The following is a 17,438-nucleotide window of genomic DNA, read 5'->3' on the forward strand; positions in this document are numbered from 1 at the left end:
TAGAGGATTTGATAGGTTTCTTTGTTAATACATTGGTCCTTCGAGAAGAGATTGATTATGGAGTATCAGTAAGAGATTTTATTTTGCAAGTTTCGGATTCAGTATCTGAGGCTCAGATGCATCAGGACGTTCCCTTTGAGAAATTGGTCGAAGAGCTAGGAGTAGTTCAGGATGTATCCCGTCATCCTCTATTCCAGGTAATGTTTGGCTTGCAGAGTTTTGGAAATGAAGCAAAGAGAATGTATGGAGAAGACTCTTTGTTTCAAGAATTCAAAGGAAATGTCTCCTATGATGTTGCGAAGTTTGATTTAAGTGTTATGATAGATGATGGAGGAGATTCTCTGTCAGGAAGCTTTAATTATGCTACTCCTCTATTTAAAGAAAGTACAATTGATCATATGATTAAGACGTATGTATATCTTTTAGAACAGATGGTATATCATCAAAAAGATAATAGATCTGAGTTAAAACTTGAAAATCTATCTTGGATAAGAGAAGAAGAGTATAGTGGAGATGGGATCTTCTCTAATCTTTTGGATACTTATTCCGAGTATGATACAACTGCTACTATTCATGAGTTATTTGAAAGACAAGTAGAGAAGACTCCTAATAATATTGCTTTGGTGTATGAGGATGTAAAGTTAAGCTATAGAGAGCTTAATGAGAGATCAAACAGATTGGCTCATTATTTACTACAAAATTATGAGATTAAGGCTGATGAATTGATCCCTCTATGTTTAGAAAGATCCGAACAGTTATTTATAGGAATCTTAGGAGTCCTAAAATCAGGAGGAGCCTTTGTTCCTATAGATCCTGATTTCCCTATGGATCGTATAACCTATATAGTAGGAGATACTAAGGCCAGACTCATGATAGGTGAAGAGGATACAATACAAAATCTTTATGGATCTAAGGGGCAAATTGATGATCTTAGCATTATCAGTTTGGATTCTTCAGGTATGGAAGAAATATTGAGTATCTATTCGATAGATAATCCAAAGACTGATGTGGGTCCGAAAGATTTGTCTTATGTTATCTATACCAGTGGAACAACAGGTAATCCAAAAGGAGTAATGATAGAACATGGTGGAGTTGTGAATCTTGTAGAATTTATGATTAAGCCTCACAGACTTAATGAATATACTCATGTAGGCTGTTACTCCAATTATATATTTGATGCCTTTATCAGTGAATCTTTCCCAGTTCTTTGCCATGGTAATACCTTGTGGTTGTATAGTAATATGCTGAGAAGGTCAGTAAAAGAGCTTAATGAATATATCACAGAGAATGGTATAGAGGTATCGTTTATACCCCCGGTTATCTTGAGAGAGCTTCTTCCTGATACAAGTCTTCAACTGATATTGGTAGGAGGAGAAGCTTTCCCTGATATTAGTGACTTAAACCATGAGAATGTCATTTTAATTAATGAATACGGACCAACTGAGACTACGGTATGTGTTACTTATCATCATTATGACAAGGATAATAATCCTCTTAATATAGGTCGTCCTATAGCCAATACGACAGCCTATGTATTGGATAGGTATCTCCGTCCAGTTCCAGAGGGAGCAGTAGGAGAGTTGTATATAGGAGGAGTAGGAGTTTCGAGAGGCTATTTGAATCTTCCAGAACTTACCGATGAAAAGTTTGTAGTTAATGTTTTCCAGAGCGAGGAAGAAAAGGCTATAGGTTACAATGGACGTATGTATAAGACTGGAGATTTAGTACGTTATCTTGCTGGTGGGGATATAGAGTATATAGGTCGTAATGACCTCCAGGTTAAGATTCGTGGGTATCGAATAGAATTGGGAGAAATAGAGAGTAGATTGTTGAGTTATGCAGGTATTCGTCAATCAGTAGTCTTAGCTAAGGAGCACCGTTCAGGGTTAAAATATTTGGTAGGTTATTATGTATCGGATGTTGCGGTGGATAATGAAGACTTATATATGCACTTATCAGGTCTTCTTCCGGAGTATATGGTTCCTTCGGTATATGTTCATCTGGAATCACTTCCTATAGCGTTCAATGGTAAATTAGACCATAAAGCTTTACCAGAACCTCGTTTCACAGGAGATAAAGAGTATATAGCACCAACGACTGTCCTTGAAAAACAATTGGCGGAGATCTATAGCGAGGTTTTAGGTTTACCTGTAGAAAGTATCGGTTTACATGATGACTTCTTCCGTTTGGGAGGAAACAGTATTATGGCTATTAAACTGATTAGTAAGATTCATCAAGGATTAGGCTTAAAGGCAAATGTAGCGATGGTGTTTAGCTATAAAACGATCTTTGGATTAGCAAGTGTACTTGAAGGTTTATCAATTGATATTGTAGAGATGATCCGTCCTATAGCGGTTCATCATCCTGAGGACCAGCTTTTATCTTTTGCTCAGGAGCGTTTATGGTTTATTGATCAATATGAAGGAGGAAGCTCTGCGTATAATATTCCTATGGTTTTTGGATTATCATCACAAGTTGATCTTAGCATTTTAGAAGAATCCTTTAAAGTTCTTCTATCAAGACATGAGATTCTACGTACTTTGATTGTAACCAGTTCAGAGGGAGTAGGATATCAATATGTTAGTGATCATGAACTTAGTATTAAAGAGACTTATGTGGAGAGTTCTAAGCAGTTAGAAGATCTTATATCTCAAGAAGTTAATAGAGTTTTTGATTTGTCCCAAGAACTTCCTATTTCAGTTTGTGTATTCCATGAGAAAGAAAAGACTAAAACTAATAAAACTAAGAAAAAGCAGGATAACCAAAATAAGAGTGAGATTACTTCTTATATCAGTATAGTAATTCACCATATAGCTTTTGACGGTTGGTCTAGTGATATCTTTTTAGAAGAGCTGGGTGTTATTTATAGGGATTTGTTATTGGGTGATCCGGTTTCTTTACCGTCGTTACGAATTCAATATAAAGATTTTGCTTTATGGCAAAGGGGTTATCTTCAAGGTGAAGTATTGGATAGACAGTTGTATTATTGGAAGACTAAACTTTCGGGAGTTGAGGCTTTACATCTTCCTTTGGATTATGTGCGTCCTACACGGCTTTCTTATGAAGGGCATACGGTACATTTTAGTATTTCTGATAGTTTAGGAGAAGACCTTCGTTTCTTATCTCGAGACTTAGGAGTTAGTTTATACAGTGTAATGCTGGGAGGATATTATCTGCTATTATCCTCTTATTCGGGACAAAAGGATATAGTATTAGGCACTGTGGTAGCTAATCGTCATCATGCAGGCTTAGAGGATCTGATCGGCTTCTTTGTTAATACCTTAGTCCTTCGAGAGGAGATTGATTATGGAGTATCAGTAAGAGATTTCATTTTGCAAGTTTCGGATTCTGTATCTGAGGCTCAGATGCATCAGGATGTACCTTTTGAGAAATTGGTAGAAGAGTTGGGAGTAGTTCAGGATGTATCTCGTCATCCTCTATTCCAAGTGATGTTTGGCTTACAGAGTTTTGGAAATGCTACTAATCAAAAATATGTTGGAGACTCTTTGTTTCAAGAATTTGAAGGAGATGTTTCGTATGATGTAGCGAAGTTTGATTTGAGTGTTATGATAGATGATGATGGAGAAAGTTTATCCGGAAGTTTTAATTATGCTCGAGGATTATTCAAGGAAAGTACGATTGATCAGATGATTAGTACGTATGTATATCTTTTAGAGCAGATGGTATGCCATCAAAAAGAAGTTGGCTCAAAGTTACGACTTGAAGACTTATCTTGGGTAAGAGAAGAAGAGTATAGTGGAGATGGAATCTTCTCCAATCTTTTGGGTACTTATTCAGAATATGATACCACGGTTACGATTCATGAATTATTTGAAAGACAGGTAGAAAAGACACCTGATCATATAGCCTTAGTGTATGAAGATGTAAAGTTAAGTTATAGAGAGCTTAATGATAGATCAAACAGGTTGGCTCATTATTTATTACACAATTGTAAGATCCAACCGAATGAACTTATTCCATTGTATTTAGGCAGATCCGAGCAGATTCTTATAGGTATGTTGGGAGTCTTGAAGTCAGGCGGAGCTTATGTTCCGATGGATCCAAGTTATCCTATGGATCGAATAGAACATATTCTGGGAGATACTGGTGCAAGAGTTGTACTCGTTGAAGAAAATACAAAAGACAGATTATATGACTATAAGGAACTAATAGATACAGAAACAGAATCTTCAACCCTGAGTATCATAAGTCTGAATGGTTCAGATATGAAAGCTGAACTGAGTACCTGTTCCACAGTAAATCCAAGAACTCCAGTAAGTTCAAGTGATTTATCTTATGTTATTTACACTAGTGGCACAACAGGTAAGCCAAAGGGAGTGATGATCGAGCATACTAGTATGGTCAACTTTGTATGTTGTATGATAGACTCTCACAGGCTTACAGAGTATACCCATGTAGGTTGCTATTCTAACTATGTCTTTGATGTTTTTGTGAGTGAATCTTTCCCTGTTCTTTGTCATGGCAATACGTTGTGGTTGTATAGTAATGAACTTAGAAAATCGGTAAAAGATCTTAATGAGTATATCAAAGAACATGATATTGAAGTATCGTTTATTCCCCCTGTTATCTTAAGAGATCTTATTCCAGATACGAGTCTTCAACTGATATTGGTAGGAGGAGAAGCTTTCCCGGATATTAGAGACTTAGAACATGAGGGTATTATTTTGATTAATGAATATGGACCTACAGAAACCACGGTATGGTCTACTTATCATCATTATGATAAGGATAATAATACACTTAATATAGGTCGTCCTATCTCCAATACCACAGTTTATGTATTGGATGAGTATTTACGTCCTGTACCAGTTGGAGCTGTAGGAGAGTTATATATAGGAGGAGTTGGTTTATCAAGAGGTTATTTAAATCTTGCAGAGCTTACAGATGAGCGTTTTCTATTGAATCCTTTCCAGAGTGAAGAGGAGAAAGCAATAGGTTATAATGGACGTATATATAAGACAGGAGATTTAGTACGTTATCTTTCTGGAGGAGATTTGGAATATATAGGTCGAAATGACTTCCAGGTTAAGATCAGAGGCTATAGAATAGAGTTAGGAGAGATAGAAAGTGCTTTGTTGAGTTATGAAGGAATTAGACAGAGTGTTGTATTAGCTAAAGAACATAGTTCAGGATTAAAATACTTGGTAGGTTATTATGTATCTGATACTTCATTTAATCCTGAAGACTTATCTGTATATTTATCAGGATTACTTCCGGAGTATATGGTTCCTTCAGCATATGTTCATTTGGAATTATTCCCAATGACACTTAATGGTAAATTGGACCGCAAGGCCTTACCAGAACCTAATTTCACAGGAGATAAGGAATATATCGCACCAACAACGGTTCTTGAAAAACAGTTAGCAGAGATCTATAGTGAGGTTTTAGGTTTACCAGTAGAAAGTATAGGTTTACACGATGACTTCTTCCGCTTGGGAGGAAACAGTATTATGGTAATTAAACTTATTAATAAGATTCATCATCAGATAGGAGTTCAAATAAAAGTGGCAGATGTTTTCCAAGGAAAAACAATTGGACTACTCTCTTTAACTATCATAAGCTGTAAGCCGGACTATAAACCAGTAGTTTCACTGAACAATGCTATTAGTAAACCTAATATGTTCTTAATTCATCCAGGAGGAATAGGTTGTGAAGTATATCAATCACTTGCAGATCAGTTACATCACGATTATCATTGTTATGGTGTCGATTCATATAACCTATATCATGAAGATAAGATTGATAATCTTAATAGTTTAGCAATATATTATCTTGATCATATTGAAGAAGTTCAAAAGAAAAATGAACAGGAAGAGTTTGTTATATTGGGATGGTCTTTAGGAGGGCAGATTGCTTTGGAGATCGCTTCTGAGTTGGAGAAGAGAGGACATAAAAAAATTACAGTATATTTGTTGGATACAATTCTTCGAGCATCAGATCCTGATTTAATGAAACTGTATTCATTTCCTTCCGATGAAGAAATAAGTGAAGAACTTCAGGTACCTGTTGATAGTAAGTATTTTTTAGGAGCTAAAAGTTTTTGGGACGCAGAATATACTCTTAGTGAGCAGAACATCTCCACTAATCTAAAATGTACAAAGATCATACTGTTCAAAGCAATGATTAAAGGGAATAGGGAAAATCAAAGGATTTTTGAATATACACAGCAATTAATTTGCAATAATGTAGATAAAGTATTGGAAAACCCTAATCAATTAACAGTATACCCTATTAACGAATCCCATCAGTATATCCTAAAAGCTGATCAATTTATAATAGATGTAATAAAGGGGGAGTAAATGAAATAATATAAATGATGAATAATATAAATAGAACAATGAGTAAGCCGCAAATATTCTTATTGCATTATGCAGGAGGGGATAGATATGCCTTTCGACCACTAATAAAAAAGCTATCTCCCTATTTTGAAGTTGAAAATCCCGAATTACCAGGAAGAGGAGATAGAATGGTAGAAGATTTTGTTATTAATACGCAACAGGCCAAAGCAGATCTGTCTACACAGATCCGCCAAAATAGGAAAAGAAATGTTCCTTATATTATCTATGGTCATAGTATGGGGGCAATATTGGGTATAGAGATTTGTAAAATGATGGAAGAACTTAATGATCCTCCTCTACATTTCATTGCTACTGGATATCCTGGTCCGGGAATAAAGGATTCACCTCCTTTAGGAGATCTCCCAACATCTGAATTTTTTGATAAAGTAAATGAAAAGGGAGGTATTTCAGATGAAGTGATGAAAAGTCAGGAGTTATTAGATTTTTTTGAACCCATACTTCGAGCCGATTTTAAATTAATAGAAAATAAAGATAATACGATTTTTAAAGATAAAGTAACTACTCCGATCTATGCAATGATGGGAGAAGACGAGAGTTATTCATCACAAATTGATAATTGGGAAAATTATACTGATGGTGATTGCCAATATGAAATCTTAAAAGGAGGTCATTTTTTTATTAATCAAAATTTTGATTACCTAGCAGAAACGATAAAAAACCTTATGAATAAAGGAAGATAAAAATGGATAAATTTGTTTAAGTTTTTTAAATAATAGACACTTTTTATAACGTGTGAAAATTAAAAAGATAAGGCTTAGATTTTATAATCTAGGCCTTTCTTCAACAATATATTTTTTATGCTTCATTTAAGAGGGAATAGGTTCTGGTTGATATCCTCTCAAAATAGAAGGAAATTTTTATGTGATTTTAATATTCTATTCGCAGCTATAGGTGAAATTTATTTTTTTTACGGTACGTTTATCTGCAGTTTGCTTAGATATTAGTGCATTAAGTTCATCTCTGGCTTTCTCAATGGTAGAAACGGTGGTACGTATAGAGAACATATTACCATTGAATGGCTTTACATCTTCATTATACTGAGATTTTATATAGGCCCTAAAAGCAGCTTCAGCTTTTAAACTCCAATTACGAAATCCACCGGCGCATTTATCAGAATCTGGGGAATAGTAACAAATATCAGATACATAGACCTTGTTATAATCGTCCTTATCATGAAAATAGATGTAAGCATATGTATTTTGCTGATTTCTATTATGATTTACTTTTCTGAACCCTAGAGTTGTAAAAATACCTGCCACAGCAAGTAATATAAAAATGATTTTGGGAATAGTTTTCATCACGGTAAAATTAAAGTTTGTGTAGAATAATATTACTTTGATAATCATAAACATGCAATGACACATTTGGGTCATTTCTGCAAATTTTAAAAGAGAAGTAATACTCAAATGAATCCTTTCATAATACTCTCTTTAACCGCTTGAGCAGTGGTTTTTGCTCCTGCTTTATGAAGGATGTTACGACGGTGGTTTTTTGCGGTGTCTAAAGCAATACATAGCTTGGCTGCAATTTGGTTGCTTGTAAAACCTTCACACATCAGATTCAGTACTTCTATTTCACGCTTAGTATAGCGTTTTTTTGAGCATTCAGAGCTAAAAACATCTATTTCTGTATAAGAAGGTTCTCCGTTCAGACCAATACATGACAATTTATAATTATTAACAGTAGTGAGATGGCTGATATCGGTATGAATTTTGAAAGATTTTGAAAAAGCTCCGTATTCATCAAAGGAAAGTACAATATTTTGTTGCTGAAAAAGTTTGTATGTTCCATCGGGCATTCTAAATCTACAACAATAACTCCATTTATAAGCGAGTAGTTTTTCCCATCCGATTTGTGTTTTAAATATTTCAATAATCCTATTTTCAGCCTGACGGACAAAGTCCATATCACCAGGATGGATAAGGGCCAATATATCGTTGTACGAAATAAGCTCTGATTTTAAATCGTGAATTTCATTAATCGAAGAGCTGGTATTAGAAATACTCATATCAAAAAAATCAACTACATAATGATAAGAGTTTCCTGAAGCAAATATAGAACTGGAAATCTCCTTAAAATAGTAAGGTAAATAGGTGTCACCATTTTCATTTCGTGTTGTCATATGATTGATTTCTTCATGATTATTAAGCATGATAAGTGGTAAAACAAATATAATTATTTTATAGATCTTATTATACGTAAATATATAGCTTTCAATAATAAAGAGAGATTTTGGAGTGTTATTTTGATAAAATTATTTAATTTTTTTGATTTCTATTTTTAATACGTCAATTTTTGACGTTATTGAATTGTATCTTTGCATAGGTTTTAAAAGAGTAAGCTTAATAAATTGTATTGTCAGTATCTAAAGATTCATTTGAAAAATTAAATGTTAACCTGTATAATAAAGAATTTTCAATTGAAATGGTTGATAAAAACTTCGTGGGATAGTGGCTTTAATTATTAGTTTATTTTATAAACATTTAAATTCAATTATTTTAATTAAAGCTCTAAATATTATAGAAAGCCACCAAATTCGGTGGCTTTTTCATTTTTGGCAGTTAAAGAAATATACAAAATGACAGATTAAAATCTCCTAAGAATGAATTGAACTATTCTGAATAAGAAGATTTTAATTTAAATGTTTATGAAATGAAAAGTTTAGATGATAATAATTTAAAGCAAAATCTTTTAAAATTAAAAGCTATGCTCGAAGAATATAAAGAACCTTCTTCTTACATGGATAATAATGACGATAATATTATTATTAATGATTCCCAATTGGAAAAATATTTTTTTGCTAAAAGTCTACCTCTAGCTGTTATCAAAACCTCAGAATAATATATAAAGGCTGTCTAAAAAGTATTGAAAATTGTTTTTTATTGATTAACTATTTTCAGAGATACGCATACAAAGTATCCCCAAACCCACTTTGTTTACTTTTTAGACAGCCTCTTATAGAATTAGTGGTTTTTTGGTGTTCTATAAACTACTTCTAGAAGAATACATCTTTTAGAAGGAGCATCAGCAGGGGCATTGAAGACATTTTCATATCTTACCTTTACAACATATTCATACCCAGGTTGATAATTGAAACCTTGGATTCCTCCGTATAATGTTTGCCAATTATCCCACTGATTTTCTTTTACCATAAGGCACTGTGTAGGAAAAGGACTATAGCAGTGTGTTGTATAAGGTGCTACGATAAGTGTTTTTACTTGGTTATGACCATTTCCATTCCCGTGACCATTTCCGTTTCCGTGGCCATTACCATGTCCATGTCCATGTCCATTTCCGTGACCATGCCCATTTCCATGATTGAATCTTGATAGATCTTCTGATTCCGAAGTTCTTTGTACGTTTTCTGAAGTTGGATTTAGTAGGCTTTCATCTTCATTATTTGTACAAGATGAAAATACTAGTGCCAAAAGCGATAATGATAAAATGTTAAAAAGTTTCATTGTTATTTTCTACAATTTAAATTACGAATTAGTTTTATTGATAATAAAAAAGTGGGTTTTTGTATAGAGTTACTTTAAATGAGTTGCTAATTTTACGGGGATTATATTTTGTTTTTTTGTTAACTGTAATGAATTTAATAATGATATTATATTCGATTGGTTTATAATATTATTTCGGTGTGCAAAATTAACGTTTTATTTCAATTATATGTGAATTATGATATGCTTGACGTGGCTTAAATACTTAAATTAAATAATATCAGTTAAATAAATTTATAAACAGTGCTTGTTTTAGGTATTAAAATTATGATGGGTGTATTATTTTTGAGATATTTTAAGGCTGTTTGACTATGCAAATATGAACTTAGTCTGAATGTACGATAGCAGTTACATTATATTTTTTGTTTAATAATAAAATTTTCATTTTTAACCTTGATAATTTTATTAAGGTGTTGAAAGAAAAGAAACTATTGGATAAGTTTCGCTATAAAATAGAATGTAATTATTACGATGAATCAAATAACTAAAGATTGAATCTCAAGAATTCGTGGGATACCAATAGATGAGGTAATATTTATTGATTTTTAACTCTTCCTATTCAGTAGTAGAGGGCTTACATTAATCTCTAATTGAGTATAGCCACCTAATTATTTTTTCTTTAGATTAAAATAATTGAGTAATATAAATCTACCAGAACTAATAAAATATTTAATAGAAACTATTAAATTAATAGAATTACATCAAAAAAAACAAAAGTTGATAGCCATTGAGAAACGCTCTTAATTTATATGAAAGATGATTTAGATCTTAAATCAGATATATTTTTCTAGATAGAAAAAACTGGTGATGATCTTATTTTTTTATTAGGACACTAAATATTATCACTTTTCCCAGTCAATCAGGATATAGTTTTGTCTTTAAATGATATTTCCAAATGCGCATACACTATATTTGCATTATTTTATTAAGAAATTTTATTCATTAGGGATTTGTCTGCTTTTAGCAGTAACAAAAAATAAATCATTTAAATCTCTGTCAATCCAATAAATGTAATTTGTGTGTTAAATGGATTGTAATAAAGCAAGTTCTCCGCATCATTACTAAATAAAATATTTGTACTTTTTTTAATTTGCTTAATATTTATACTGGAATTTCAATTTCGTTTTCAATTCGGATTGCTTCATAAATTTCCAAACTAGAATTTAAGATTTCAATTGATACAACCAATGAATAGGGAATTTCTCCGTTCGATTTATCCCACCCTTTATGACCTCTAATAGCGAAATTTATATCTTCTGGTAAATCATGTGATTTTATGATTGTCCAGTCTTTTTGAACAGTACTATTCGTTCTGCTAATGCCATCGACTTCGCCTCTTTTATCACTTTTTATTTTCCAGTTCCAGCTTGACATTGCATTTCTAAAATCTCTATCATAAGTCGTTACTTCATTTTCAATTTCTTTAAGAACATAGTCTTTAAATTCGTCAAACACTTCTCCAACTTTAGAACTTGTCCAATCTAGCCATGAAGACAAATAGGATTTAGTTTTCTGTCTTGTTCTTCTTACTTTTGCAGTGTAAGCAACAGTAACTTCAATTAATATACCATATTCTTCTGCAGGAGACCTTAAAAACTCTGGAATTTTTAATGAATAAATATGTCCTTCTTCTGCCCTAATATTTCCAGTGTTATAAAAAGTTATGCGTTGGTCACTATTTTTAGTTACCCTTTCCAGAGAAGGTATACCATAACCGAAATGTTTTATGCTAGTGGCAGAAGGGGTTTCAAAATATGGTTCCGGCAATCTAGCACCTTGCACCACCAATCCTCTTAATAAATTTACATTTTCTTCAGGATAAAGTTTCAAGAGTTGCGAAACGATATATGAAACTTTTGGGGTTGCAAATGAAGTTCCTACAATATCATTCCCAATTGCAGAACCTCCGTGCAAAGTAGACCTAACCAACTCCGGAGATAATTCATTCTTTATTGAAACGATATTACCTGTTTTAGAAAGACTTAATCCTCCGCCATATTCAACAACATCTGGTTTTATCATTCCCCAGATTCCTGTCCCAATTCTCGAGAAGGGAGATATGTCATTACGATTACCTAATGATTGAAATTCATCATTATCAATAGAAATGTGATTTATTGAGCCAACTGTAATAGCAAAACTGCTTTGAGCCGGATTCGCAATTCTACAATATAATTCATTTAAATAATCGGGATAATTGTTCCCATTTTCTATAAAATGACTAATGCCAAAACCTCTGGCATTGCTAATTGAAATATTTCCAGCGGATATTAAAAAAAAATATCTTTTTCATTAATAAGTGTATCAATAGCTGCTGCCCACGATGACATATGTTTAATTCTCGATGGTAAGCAAGAATTAACAGAGAGGTTAAATATTCTACAATCATTATTATCAGCAATTATTTCCTGCATTAGTTGCGCAGGAAGTTTATCTGTAAGTTTATTGTCTTGATTTAATACTCTAAGATTTCTTACATAGCAAGGGAGTTGATAAGGATTAGAAACATTACTAATCCCATTTGGATACAAAATTGCTCCTGCAACACGAGTTCCGTGCCCTCCACCTCTTACATAATCTGCAGTAGAAACATCACCTATTATATAAGACTTTGAATTTTCAGAAATTATAGCTGAAGAAATATATTTATTGCCTTCCATTATCCCGCTATCAATCACTCCAATTTCTGGAGCGTCTTCCTCTGGTTCGATAACTTCAATTTCAAATGATTCAATTCCTTCGGATTCTGATTGTACTCCCACAATTTCATCAACCTCTGAAACTTCAAAAACAAAAGGGTAATTTAATACTAAGTCTTTTAACCCCTTTCCATTAATTTCAACTTCACAACAAAAACTATCTTCTAAATCAATAATATTACTGGTAATACGACCATAGAAATTTATAAATGTTTCAAATTCATTTTGTCTTTCAAGTAATCTATCATCACGTTCAATTAACTCTTGTCTATATTTTTCTAATCTACCTGCATAGCCCTGTTTGGTTGGGTCTGGAGCTTTGCCCATTGGTTTATCAAATGCAACACCAACCTCTAATTTATAATTAGTGTTTTCATTAACACTTTGCCATATAGATTTTAAATAGTCAGAAAGTATGTGTTCTGGTTTCCATTGATTTCCATCTATGATTTCCCAAAATTCTGCAATTTTGCCACCTCCATGCTCACCGTTTAAAAATTTATTAATTTTCTCATCCAAAGATGTAAAGCCATCTAAAGATGCTCCAATAATATAGCCATCGTCTTCTTCTGAGATTATTTCGATTCCAAACTGCTTTAAATCAAAATCATAACCAATCAAATCAGGATTTATCTTTAGGAAAATGGGTATTATGTCAGCGTCAATGGGTGCTAAATCATTGTTTTCTCTGTTACCAAATTCACTGTACCATTGATCTTTTAATTGAGTCGTTTTATCGCTCAAATATCTCGAATGTGCAGATTTATTTCTTTTTTTTTCTTCTGAATGAGGATTGGGTGTTCCACCTCCGTGCAAACGGGGCTTTCCAGAAACCTTTTGTAGGAATTTTAGATGGGGAAATCTTTCCATGAAAATTATTTGTTAAAAGCTAAGTTTTCTTCCAGTGCTTTATCCAAATCATTTACAGAAATTTCTTTGCTAGAATTTATAATAGATTTTTTTGCCGCATCGTTTGCTATTTTAACGACAAGTGCATATGATAATCCTTGCATCTTAGATGCACACTTATTGAGATTAATCTCTTTATTAAGCTTTAGTGCTGAAAATGTTATTTTAAGTAAATCTATAATTTCATCTTCATTAGGTCTAGGTAGTTCTATTATTTCATCAAATCTTCTAAATAAAGCCTTATCTAAACTACCTTCTAAATTTGTTGTAGCAATCAAAATCCCTTGCCCCTTATACTCTTCCAATAGTCCTAAAACTATATTAACAATACGGTGAATTTCTCCAATATCATTGGATTTAGAATCTCTTTGTTGTCCTATAATATCAAACTCATCTAAAAGTAAAACACAAGGGTAGTTTTCAATACTTTCAAACAGTTTATTAAGGTTTGACGCTGATTCCCCAAGATAAGATGAGATTATTGTATCGAAACGAACTTTATAGAAGGGTAATCCTAAATCCCAAGCAATTCTTTCAGCTGTCATACTTTTTCCACACCCTGAACTACCATATAAAAGTATTTTTTGACGGGGTCTAAGACCGTGGTGAGCTAATCTTTCTCTTGCTATATATTCTTTTTCAATCCTCAACACTTTTTCTTCTACAGGAGCGGCAAGAACCATATCGTGTCTTAAAAAATCATTTTCGATATGAGTTGCTAGAGGTAATTTATACCTTCTGTCCGCAGGAATAGAAAATGTATCGTTTTTACTTTTAGTAAGTTTTAATACTTGTGATCTGTTTGGTTCAATGACTTTTGCGAGATTGCCTTCTAAAATTGTATCAAGTCTATCTGCCAATTTCAAATGTCCCTTTTTTCTTTCATCCTCAATAATAGAATAAGCTATCCTTACCAGAGGCTCTTCTTTGTTGCCTTCGATAGATTTAAACAATCTGGTAAGTAGGGTCTGGTTCATAGATTATGTGTAATTTAAATTGCAAATTTAAGCATTCAAATTTACATTCTAAATATATAACAATTTAAGGTAAATTAAAAAATAATAATCCACCTTTTAACTTTCTAAAAAACTTTATTAAATGAGCTGATTGGATTGCAGATGTAAATAAGGTTAAATCTCGTCAATTAATAAGATATCTGGGTAGTTGCTGGCAAAACTCTATAATTTAAATTAGCACCTAAATTAGCACCTGTAAATAAAAAATCCTGTAAATAAGCAATTTACAGGGTTTTAAGTGGAGTTGGAGGGATTCGAACCCTCGTCCAAACAAGCAATACATAAGCTTTCTACATGCTTATTCTACCATTGATTTTCGACTGAAGGCAGAGGGCAGACACCCAACTTCCAGCTTATCTTCTAAGGTTTTCGAATTTTAGTCGAAGCGCCTAAAACCTTATTTCCGCATTCCTATATCTCAGGATCAAACGCCGCAGAACAGAGCGATTGTGAGATATCTTGCTTCCTTACTAAAATCTTCGGGAAAACGCTTGATCTACTATACTTCGATATTAAGCTGCAAGAGCGAACTCTTCGTTGCCAGTTAAAATTTTGTAGCAAGGGATTATAGAGATCGCGCTACGGTTCTCTGCATGCTTACTTACCCATTGACCTTGCTGTCGAAACCAGTCAACCCCGTATGTAAAAGTGGATACAAAGATAATACTTTTGTTTAAAATATGATTCATTTTGCCTAAAGCTTTTTATAAGTAGCCTTCCGTACGAGGTTTATTTATATTTTATATATTAAATGTGTCTGAAATTTTGCATTTTAATAAAAAATAATTACTTTTGCAATCCAAAATGAGATGTAATATATGTTAATAATTCCAGTAAAAGATGGTGAATCCATCGATAGAGCATTAAAAAAATATAAAAGAAAATTCGATAAAACAGGTGTAGTTCGTCAATTAAGATCTAGACAACAGTTTATCAAGCCTTCTGTAACTCTAAGACAAGCAAGATTAAAAGCTGCTCATAAGCAAAGAGCTCTTAGTAAAGAAGAACAAGCGTAAGAATTTTCTTACTTAACTTATACTAATTCACTTCTTAAATGATTATATTTGAGAAGTGAATTTTTGTTTTTATAATCTAGAGTATGTTAGATAAGTTTTTAGAATATATAGAACTAGAAAAAAGATATTCCCCTCATACGATTATAAGTTATAGGAAGGATCTTCATGATTTTCTCTACTTTTATAAGAAAACAGAATCTTCAGAGGATATTTCTAAAGCCAACAAAAAAGTAATCCGAAATTTTATTGTTGAATTAAGCGAAAACAATATTTCAAAAAGAACTATCAATCGGAAATTATCGTCTCTTCGGAGTTTTTATCTTTTTCTTTTAAAAGTAGGGGATATAAAGGTTTCGCCTGTGGAGGGTGTATCTTCTTTGAAGTTTTATGCTGAAAAGCAAGAACCTATGTCTCAAGAGGAAATGAATATATTGACTCATGATATTTTTGAGGAGATTAATGATGCGTTGGAGAAATGTATCGTGGAAGTTTTGTATCAGACAGGTATGCGGAAAGCTGAGCTTTGTGGGCTTGTGTTTGAATATGTGGATTTACATGCTAATGAGCTTAAAATTATAGGTAAAGGAAACAAAGAAAGAGTTATTCCTATCTCCGATACACTTTCCCATCTTTTGATGAGCTATCTGAAAATAAGGATGCCCCAAAACGAATATAAATCATATTTTTTTGTGAATAAAAAGGGGAAAAAACTCACGGAAAAATTTGTGTATGTTGTAGTTAATAAGTACCTTAGTCTTATAACTTTAAAGAAAAAAAGAAGCCCACATATTTTAAGACATAGCTTTGCTACACATGTTTTAAATAATGGGGCTGAGATCTCAAAAGTAAAAAAGATATTAGGGCATTCTAGTCTTGCAAGTACACAAGTCTATACAAATGCTAATATTGAACAATTGAAAAAAGTGTTTAATCAAGCTCACCCACGAGCTGCAAAAAATGACGAATTATGAAGATTACAGTACAATCAATTGGTTTAACTCCTCACGAACCATTAGAGTCGCACATTGAAAAAAAAGTAAGAAAACTAGATACTTTTTATGATAAGATACATGAATGTAAAGTATTTTTAAAAGTAGAAAATAATTCGGACAGGGCAAACAAAACTTCCGAGATCATTTTGATGGTTCCTGGGGAAGATATTGTAGTAAAAAAGACAACTTCAAGTTTTGAAGAAAGTTTAGACCTTTGCGTTGATACTGCTAAAAAGCTCTTAATCAAGAAAAAAGAATTAGCATAGAAAAAAAAGTAAAGAAAGTTACTTAAAAATTTGAGAATTCAAAAAATCCGTTCTATATTTGCAATCGCAAAAAGGGAACAGCGATCTTTTGAATTCTTTTTAATTTATGCCTCCATAGCTCAGTTGGCCAGAGCACGTGATTTGTAATCTCGGGGTCGTGGGTTCGAATCCCTCTGGAGGCTCAATTTTAATATAAATAGGAGGGGAGATTCCAGAGTGGCTAAATGGGACTGACTGTAACTCAGTTGCTTCGGCTTCGTAGGTTCGAATCCTGCTCTCCCCACATTTATATTAAATAAAAAACTTGCAGATATAAAGGATTTTTCCTAAGTTTGCACAGCGTTTACCAATAGTTTTGGAAACAAAATTGCGGAAGTAGCTCAGTTGGTAGAGCGTCAGCCTTCCAAGCTGAATGTCGCGGGTTCGACCCCCGTCTTCCGCTCAGAAAAATCACACTGTAAAGAGTGATTTTTTTTTCACTACTGAAATGGTGTAGAGTAGAGTTTCTCTCAGCATTCAGTCTTTTTTAAAATTGCCTCCATAGCTCAGTTGGCCAGAGCACGTGATTTGTAATCTCGGGGTCGTGGGTTCGAATCCCTCTGGAGGCTCAATTTTAATATAAATAGGAGGGGAGATTCCAGAGTGGCTAAATGGGACTGA

The 17,438-nt window shown here is 33.0% G+C and carries 12 protein-coding genes, 4 tRNA genes and 1 other RNA gene; 10 read left to right on the plus strand and 7 right to left on the minus strand.

Annotation, left to right across the window (positions count from 1 at the left end):
* Positions 1 to 8: 8 nt before the first annotated feature.
* Positions 9 to 6,320, plus strand: coding sequence for a non-ribosomal peptide synthetase (locus CHRY9293_RS17335; protein ID WP_228455585.1), 6,312 nt, complete (start codon positions 9 to 11; stop codon positions 6,318 to 6,320).
* A gap of 38 nt (positions 6,321 to 6,358) precedes the next feature.
* Positions 6,359 to 7,060 carry a thioesterase II family protein gene (locus tag CHRY9293_RS17340; RefSeq protein WP_162034134.1) on the plus strand — a complete coding sequence of 234 codons (702 nt, stop codon included), beginning with the start codon at positions 6,359 to 6,361 and terminating at the stop codon, positions 7,058 to 7,060.
* A gap of 195 nt (positions 7,061 to 7,255) precedes the next feature.
* On the opposite strand, the gene CHRY9293_RS17345 is transcribed toward CHRY9293_RS17340, so the two are convergent.
* Positions 7,256 to 7,678 carry a hypothetical protein gene (locus CHRY9293_RS17345; RefSeq protein WP_162034135.1) on the minus strand — a complete coding sequence of 141 codons (423 nt, stop codon included), beginning with the start codon at positions 7,676 to 7,678 and terminating at the stop codon, positions 7,256 to 7,258.
* A gap of 104 nt (positions 7,679 to 7,782) precedes the next feature.
* A complete protein-coding gene (locus CHRY9293_RS17350) occupies positions 7,783 to 8,532 on the minus strand; it encodes a response regulator transcription factor (RefSeq protein WP_162034136.1) in 750 nt (249 codons plus the stop codon).
* Between the two features lie 500 nt (positions 8,533 to 9,032).
* Between CHRY9293_RS17350 and CHRY9293_RS17355 the strand changes: the two genes are divergently transcribed.
* On the plus strand, positions 9,033 to 9,221 hold the full coding sequence (locus CHRY9293_RS17355) for a hypothetical protein (RefSeq protein WP_162034137.1): 189 nt from the start codon (positions 9,033 to 9,035) through the stop codon (positions 9,219 to 9,221).
* Between the two features lie 122 nt (positions 9,222 to 9,343).
* Here the strand turns inward: CHRY9293_RS17355 and CHRY9293_RS17360 are convergent, their stop codons facing one another.
* The 5 genes from CHRY9293_RS17360 to ssrA all read right to left on the minus strand — a co-directional run bounded on the left by CHRY9293_RS17360 (position 9,344) and on the right by ssrA (position 15,142).
* Positions 9,344 to 9,841 carry a DUF4377 domain-containing protein gene (locus tag CHRY9293_RS17360; RefSeq protein WP_162034138.1) on the minus strand — a complete coding sequence of 166 codons (498 nt, stop codon included), beginning with the start codon at positions 9,839 to 9,841 and terminating at the stop codon, positions 9,344 to 9,346.
* Between the two features lie 1,140 nt (positions 9,842 to 10,981).
* Positions 10,982 to 12,151 (minus strand): S8 family serine peptidase, encoded by a 1,170-nt coding sequence (locus CHRY9293_RS17365; RefSeq protein ID WP_317173941.1) that lies wholly within the window; start codon positions 12,149 to 12,151, stop codon positions 10,982 to 10,984.
* On the minus strand, positions 12,151 to 13,449 hold the full coding sequence (locus tag CHRY9293_RS18905) for a S8 family serine peptidase (RefSeq protein WP_262887735.1): 1,299 nt from the start codon (positions 13,447 to 13,449) through the stop codon (positions 12,151 to 12,153). Before CHRY9293_RS18905 ends, CHRY9293_RS17365 begins: the two co-directional genes overlap by 1 nt.
* A gap of 5 nt (positions 13,450 to 13,454) precedes the next feature.
* Positions 13,455 to 14,465 (minus strand): AAA family ATPase, encoded by a 1,011-nt coding sequence (locus CHRY9293_RS17370; protein ID WP_162034139.1) that lies wholly within the window; start codon positions 14,463 to 14,465, stop codon positions 13,455 to 13,457.
* A gap of 275 nt (positions 14,466 to 14,740) precedes the next feature.
* Positions 14,741 to 15,142: a transfer-messenger RNA gene (ssrA, locus tag CHRY9293_RS17375) on the minus strand.
* Between the two features lie 180 nt (positions 15,143 to 15,322).
* Here ssrA and rpsU point away from each other — a divergent pair.
* From rpsU to CHRY9293_RS17410, 7 genes are all read left to right on the plus strand, one after another.
* Positions 15,323 to 15,520 (plus strand): 30S ribosomal protein S21, encoded by a 198-nt coding sequence (gene rpsU, locus CHRY9293_RS17380; protein ID WP_122548492.1) that lies wholly within the window; start codon positions 15,323 to 15,325, stop codon positions 15,518 to 15,520.
* An 83-nt stretch (positions 15,521 to 15,603) separates the two neighbouring features.
* Entirely contained in the window at positions 15,604 to 16,491 is an 888-nt protein-coding gene (locus CHRY9293_RS17385) for a tyrosine-type recombinase/integrase (protein ID WP_162034140.1), read from the plus strand.
* Positions 16,488 to 16,778 (plus strand): HPF/RaiA family ribosome-associated protein, encoded by a 291-nt coding sequence (locus tag CHRY9293_RS17390; RefSeq protein WP_122548490.1) that lies wholly within the window; start codon positions 16,488 to 16,490, stop codon positions 16,776 to 16,778. Before CHRY9293_RS17385 ends, CHRY9293_RS17390 begins: the two co-directional genes overlap by 4 nt.
* Positions 16,779 to 16,886: 108 nt before the next feature.
* A tRNA-Thr gene (locus tag CHRY9293_RS17395) sits at positions 16,887 to 16,960 on the plus strand.
* 20 nt (positions 16,961 to 16,980) lie between these two features.
* Positions 16,981 to 17,061, plus strand: a tRNA-Tyr gene (locus CHRY9293_RS17400).
* Between the two features lie 86 nt (positions 17,062 to 17,147).
* Positions 17,148 to 17,220 (plus strand) — tRNA-Gly (locus CHRY9293_RS17405).
* 92 nt (positions 17,221 to 17,312) lie between these two features.
* Positions 17,313 to 17,386: transfer RNA gene (locus CHRY9293_RS17410), tRNA-Thr, on the plus strand.
* Positions 17,387 to 17,438 lie beyond the last annotated feature (52 nt).

It is taken from the genome of Chryseobacterium potabilaquae, from assembly GCF_902728265.1.
Lineage (GTDB): Bacteria > Bacteroidota > Bacteroidia > Flavobacteriales > Weeksellaceae > Chryseobacterium > Chryseobacterium potabilaquae.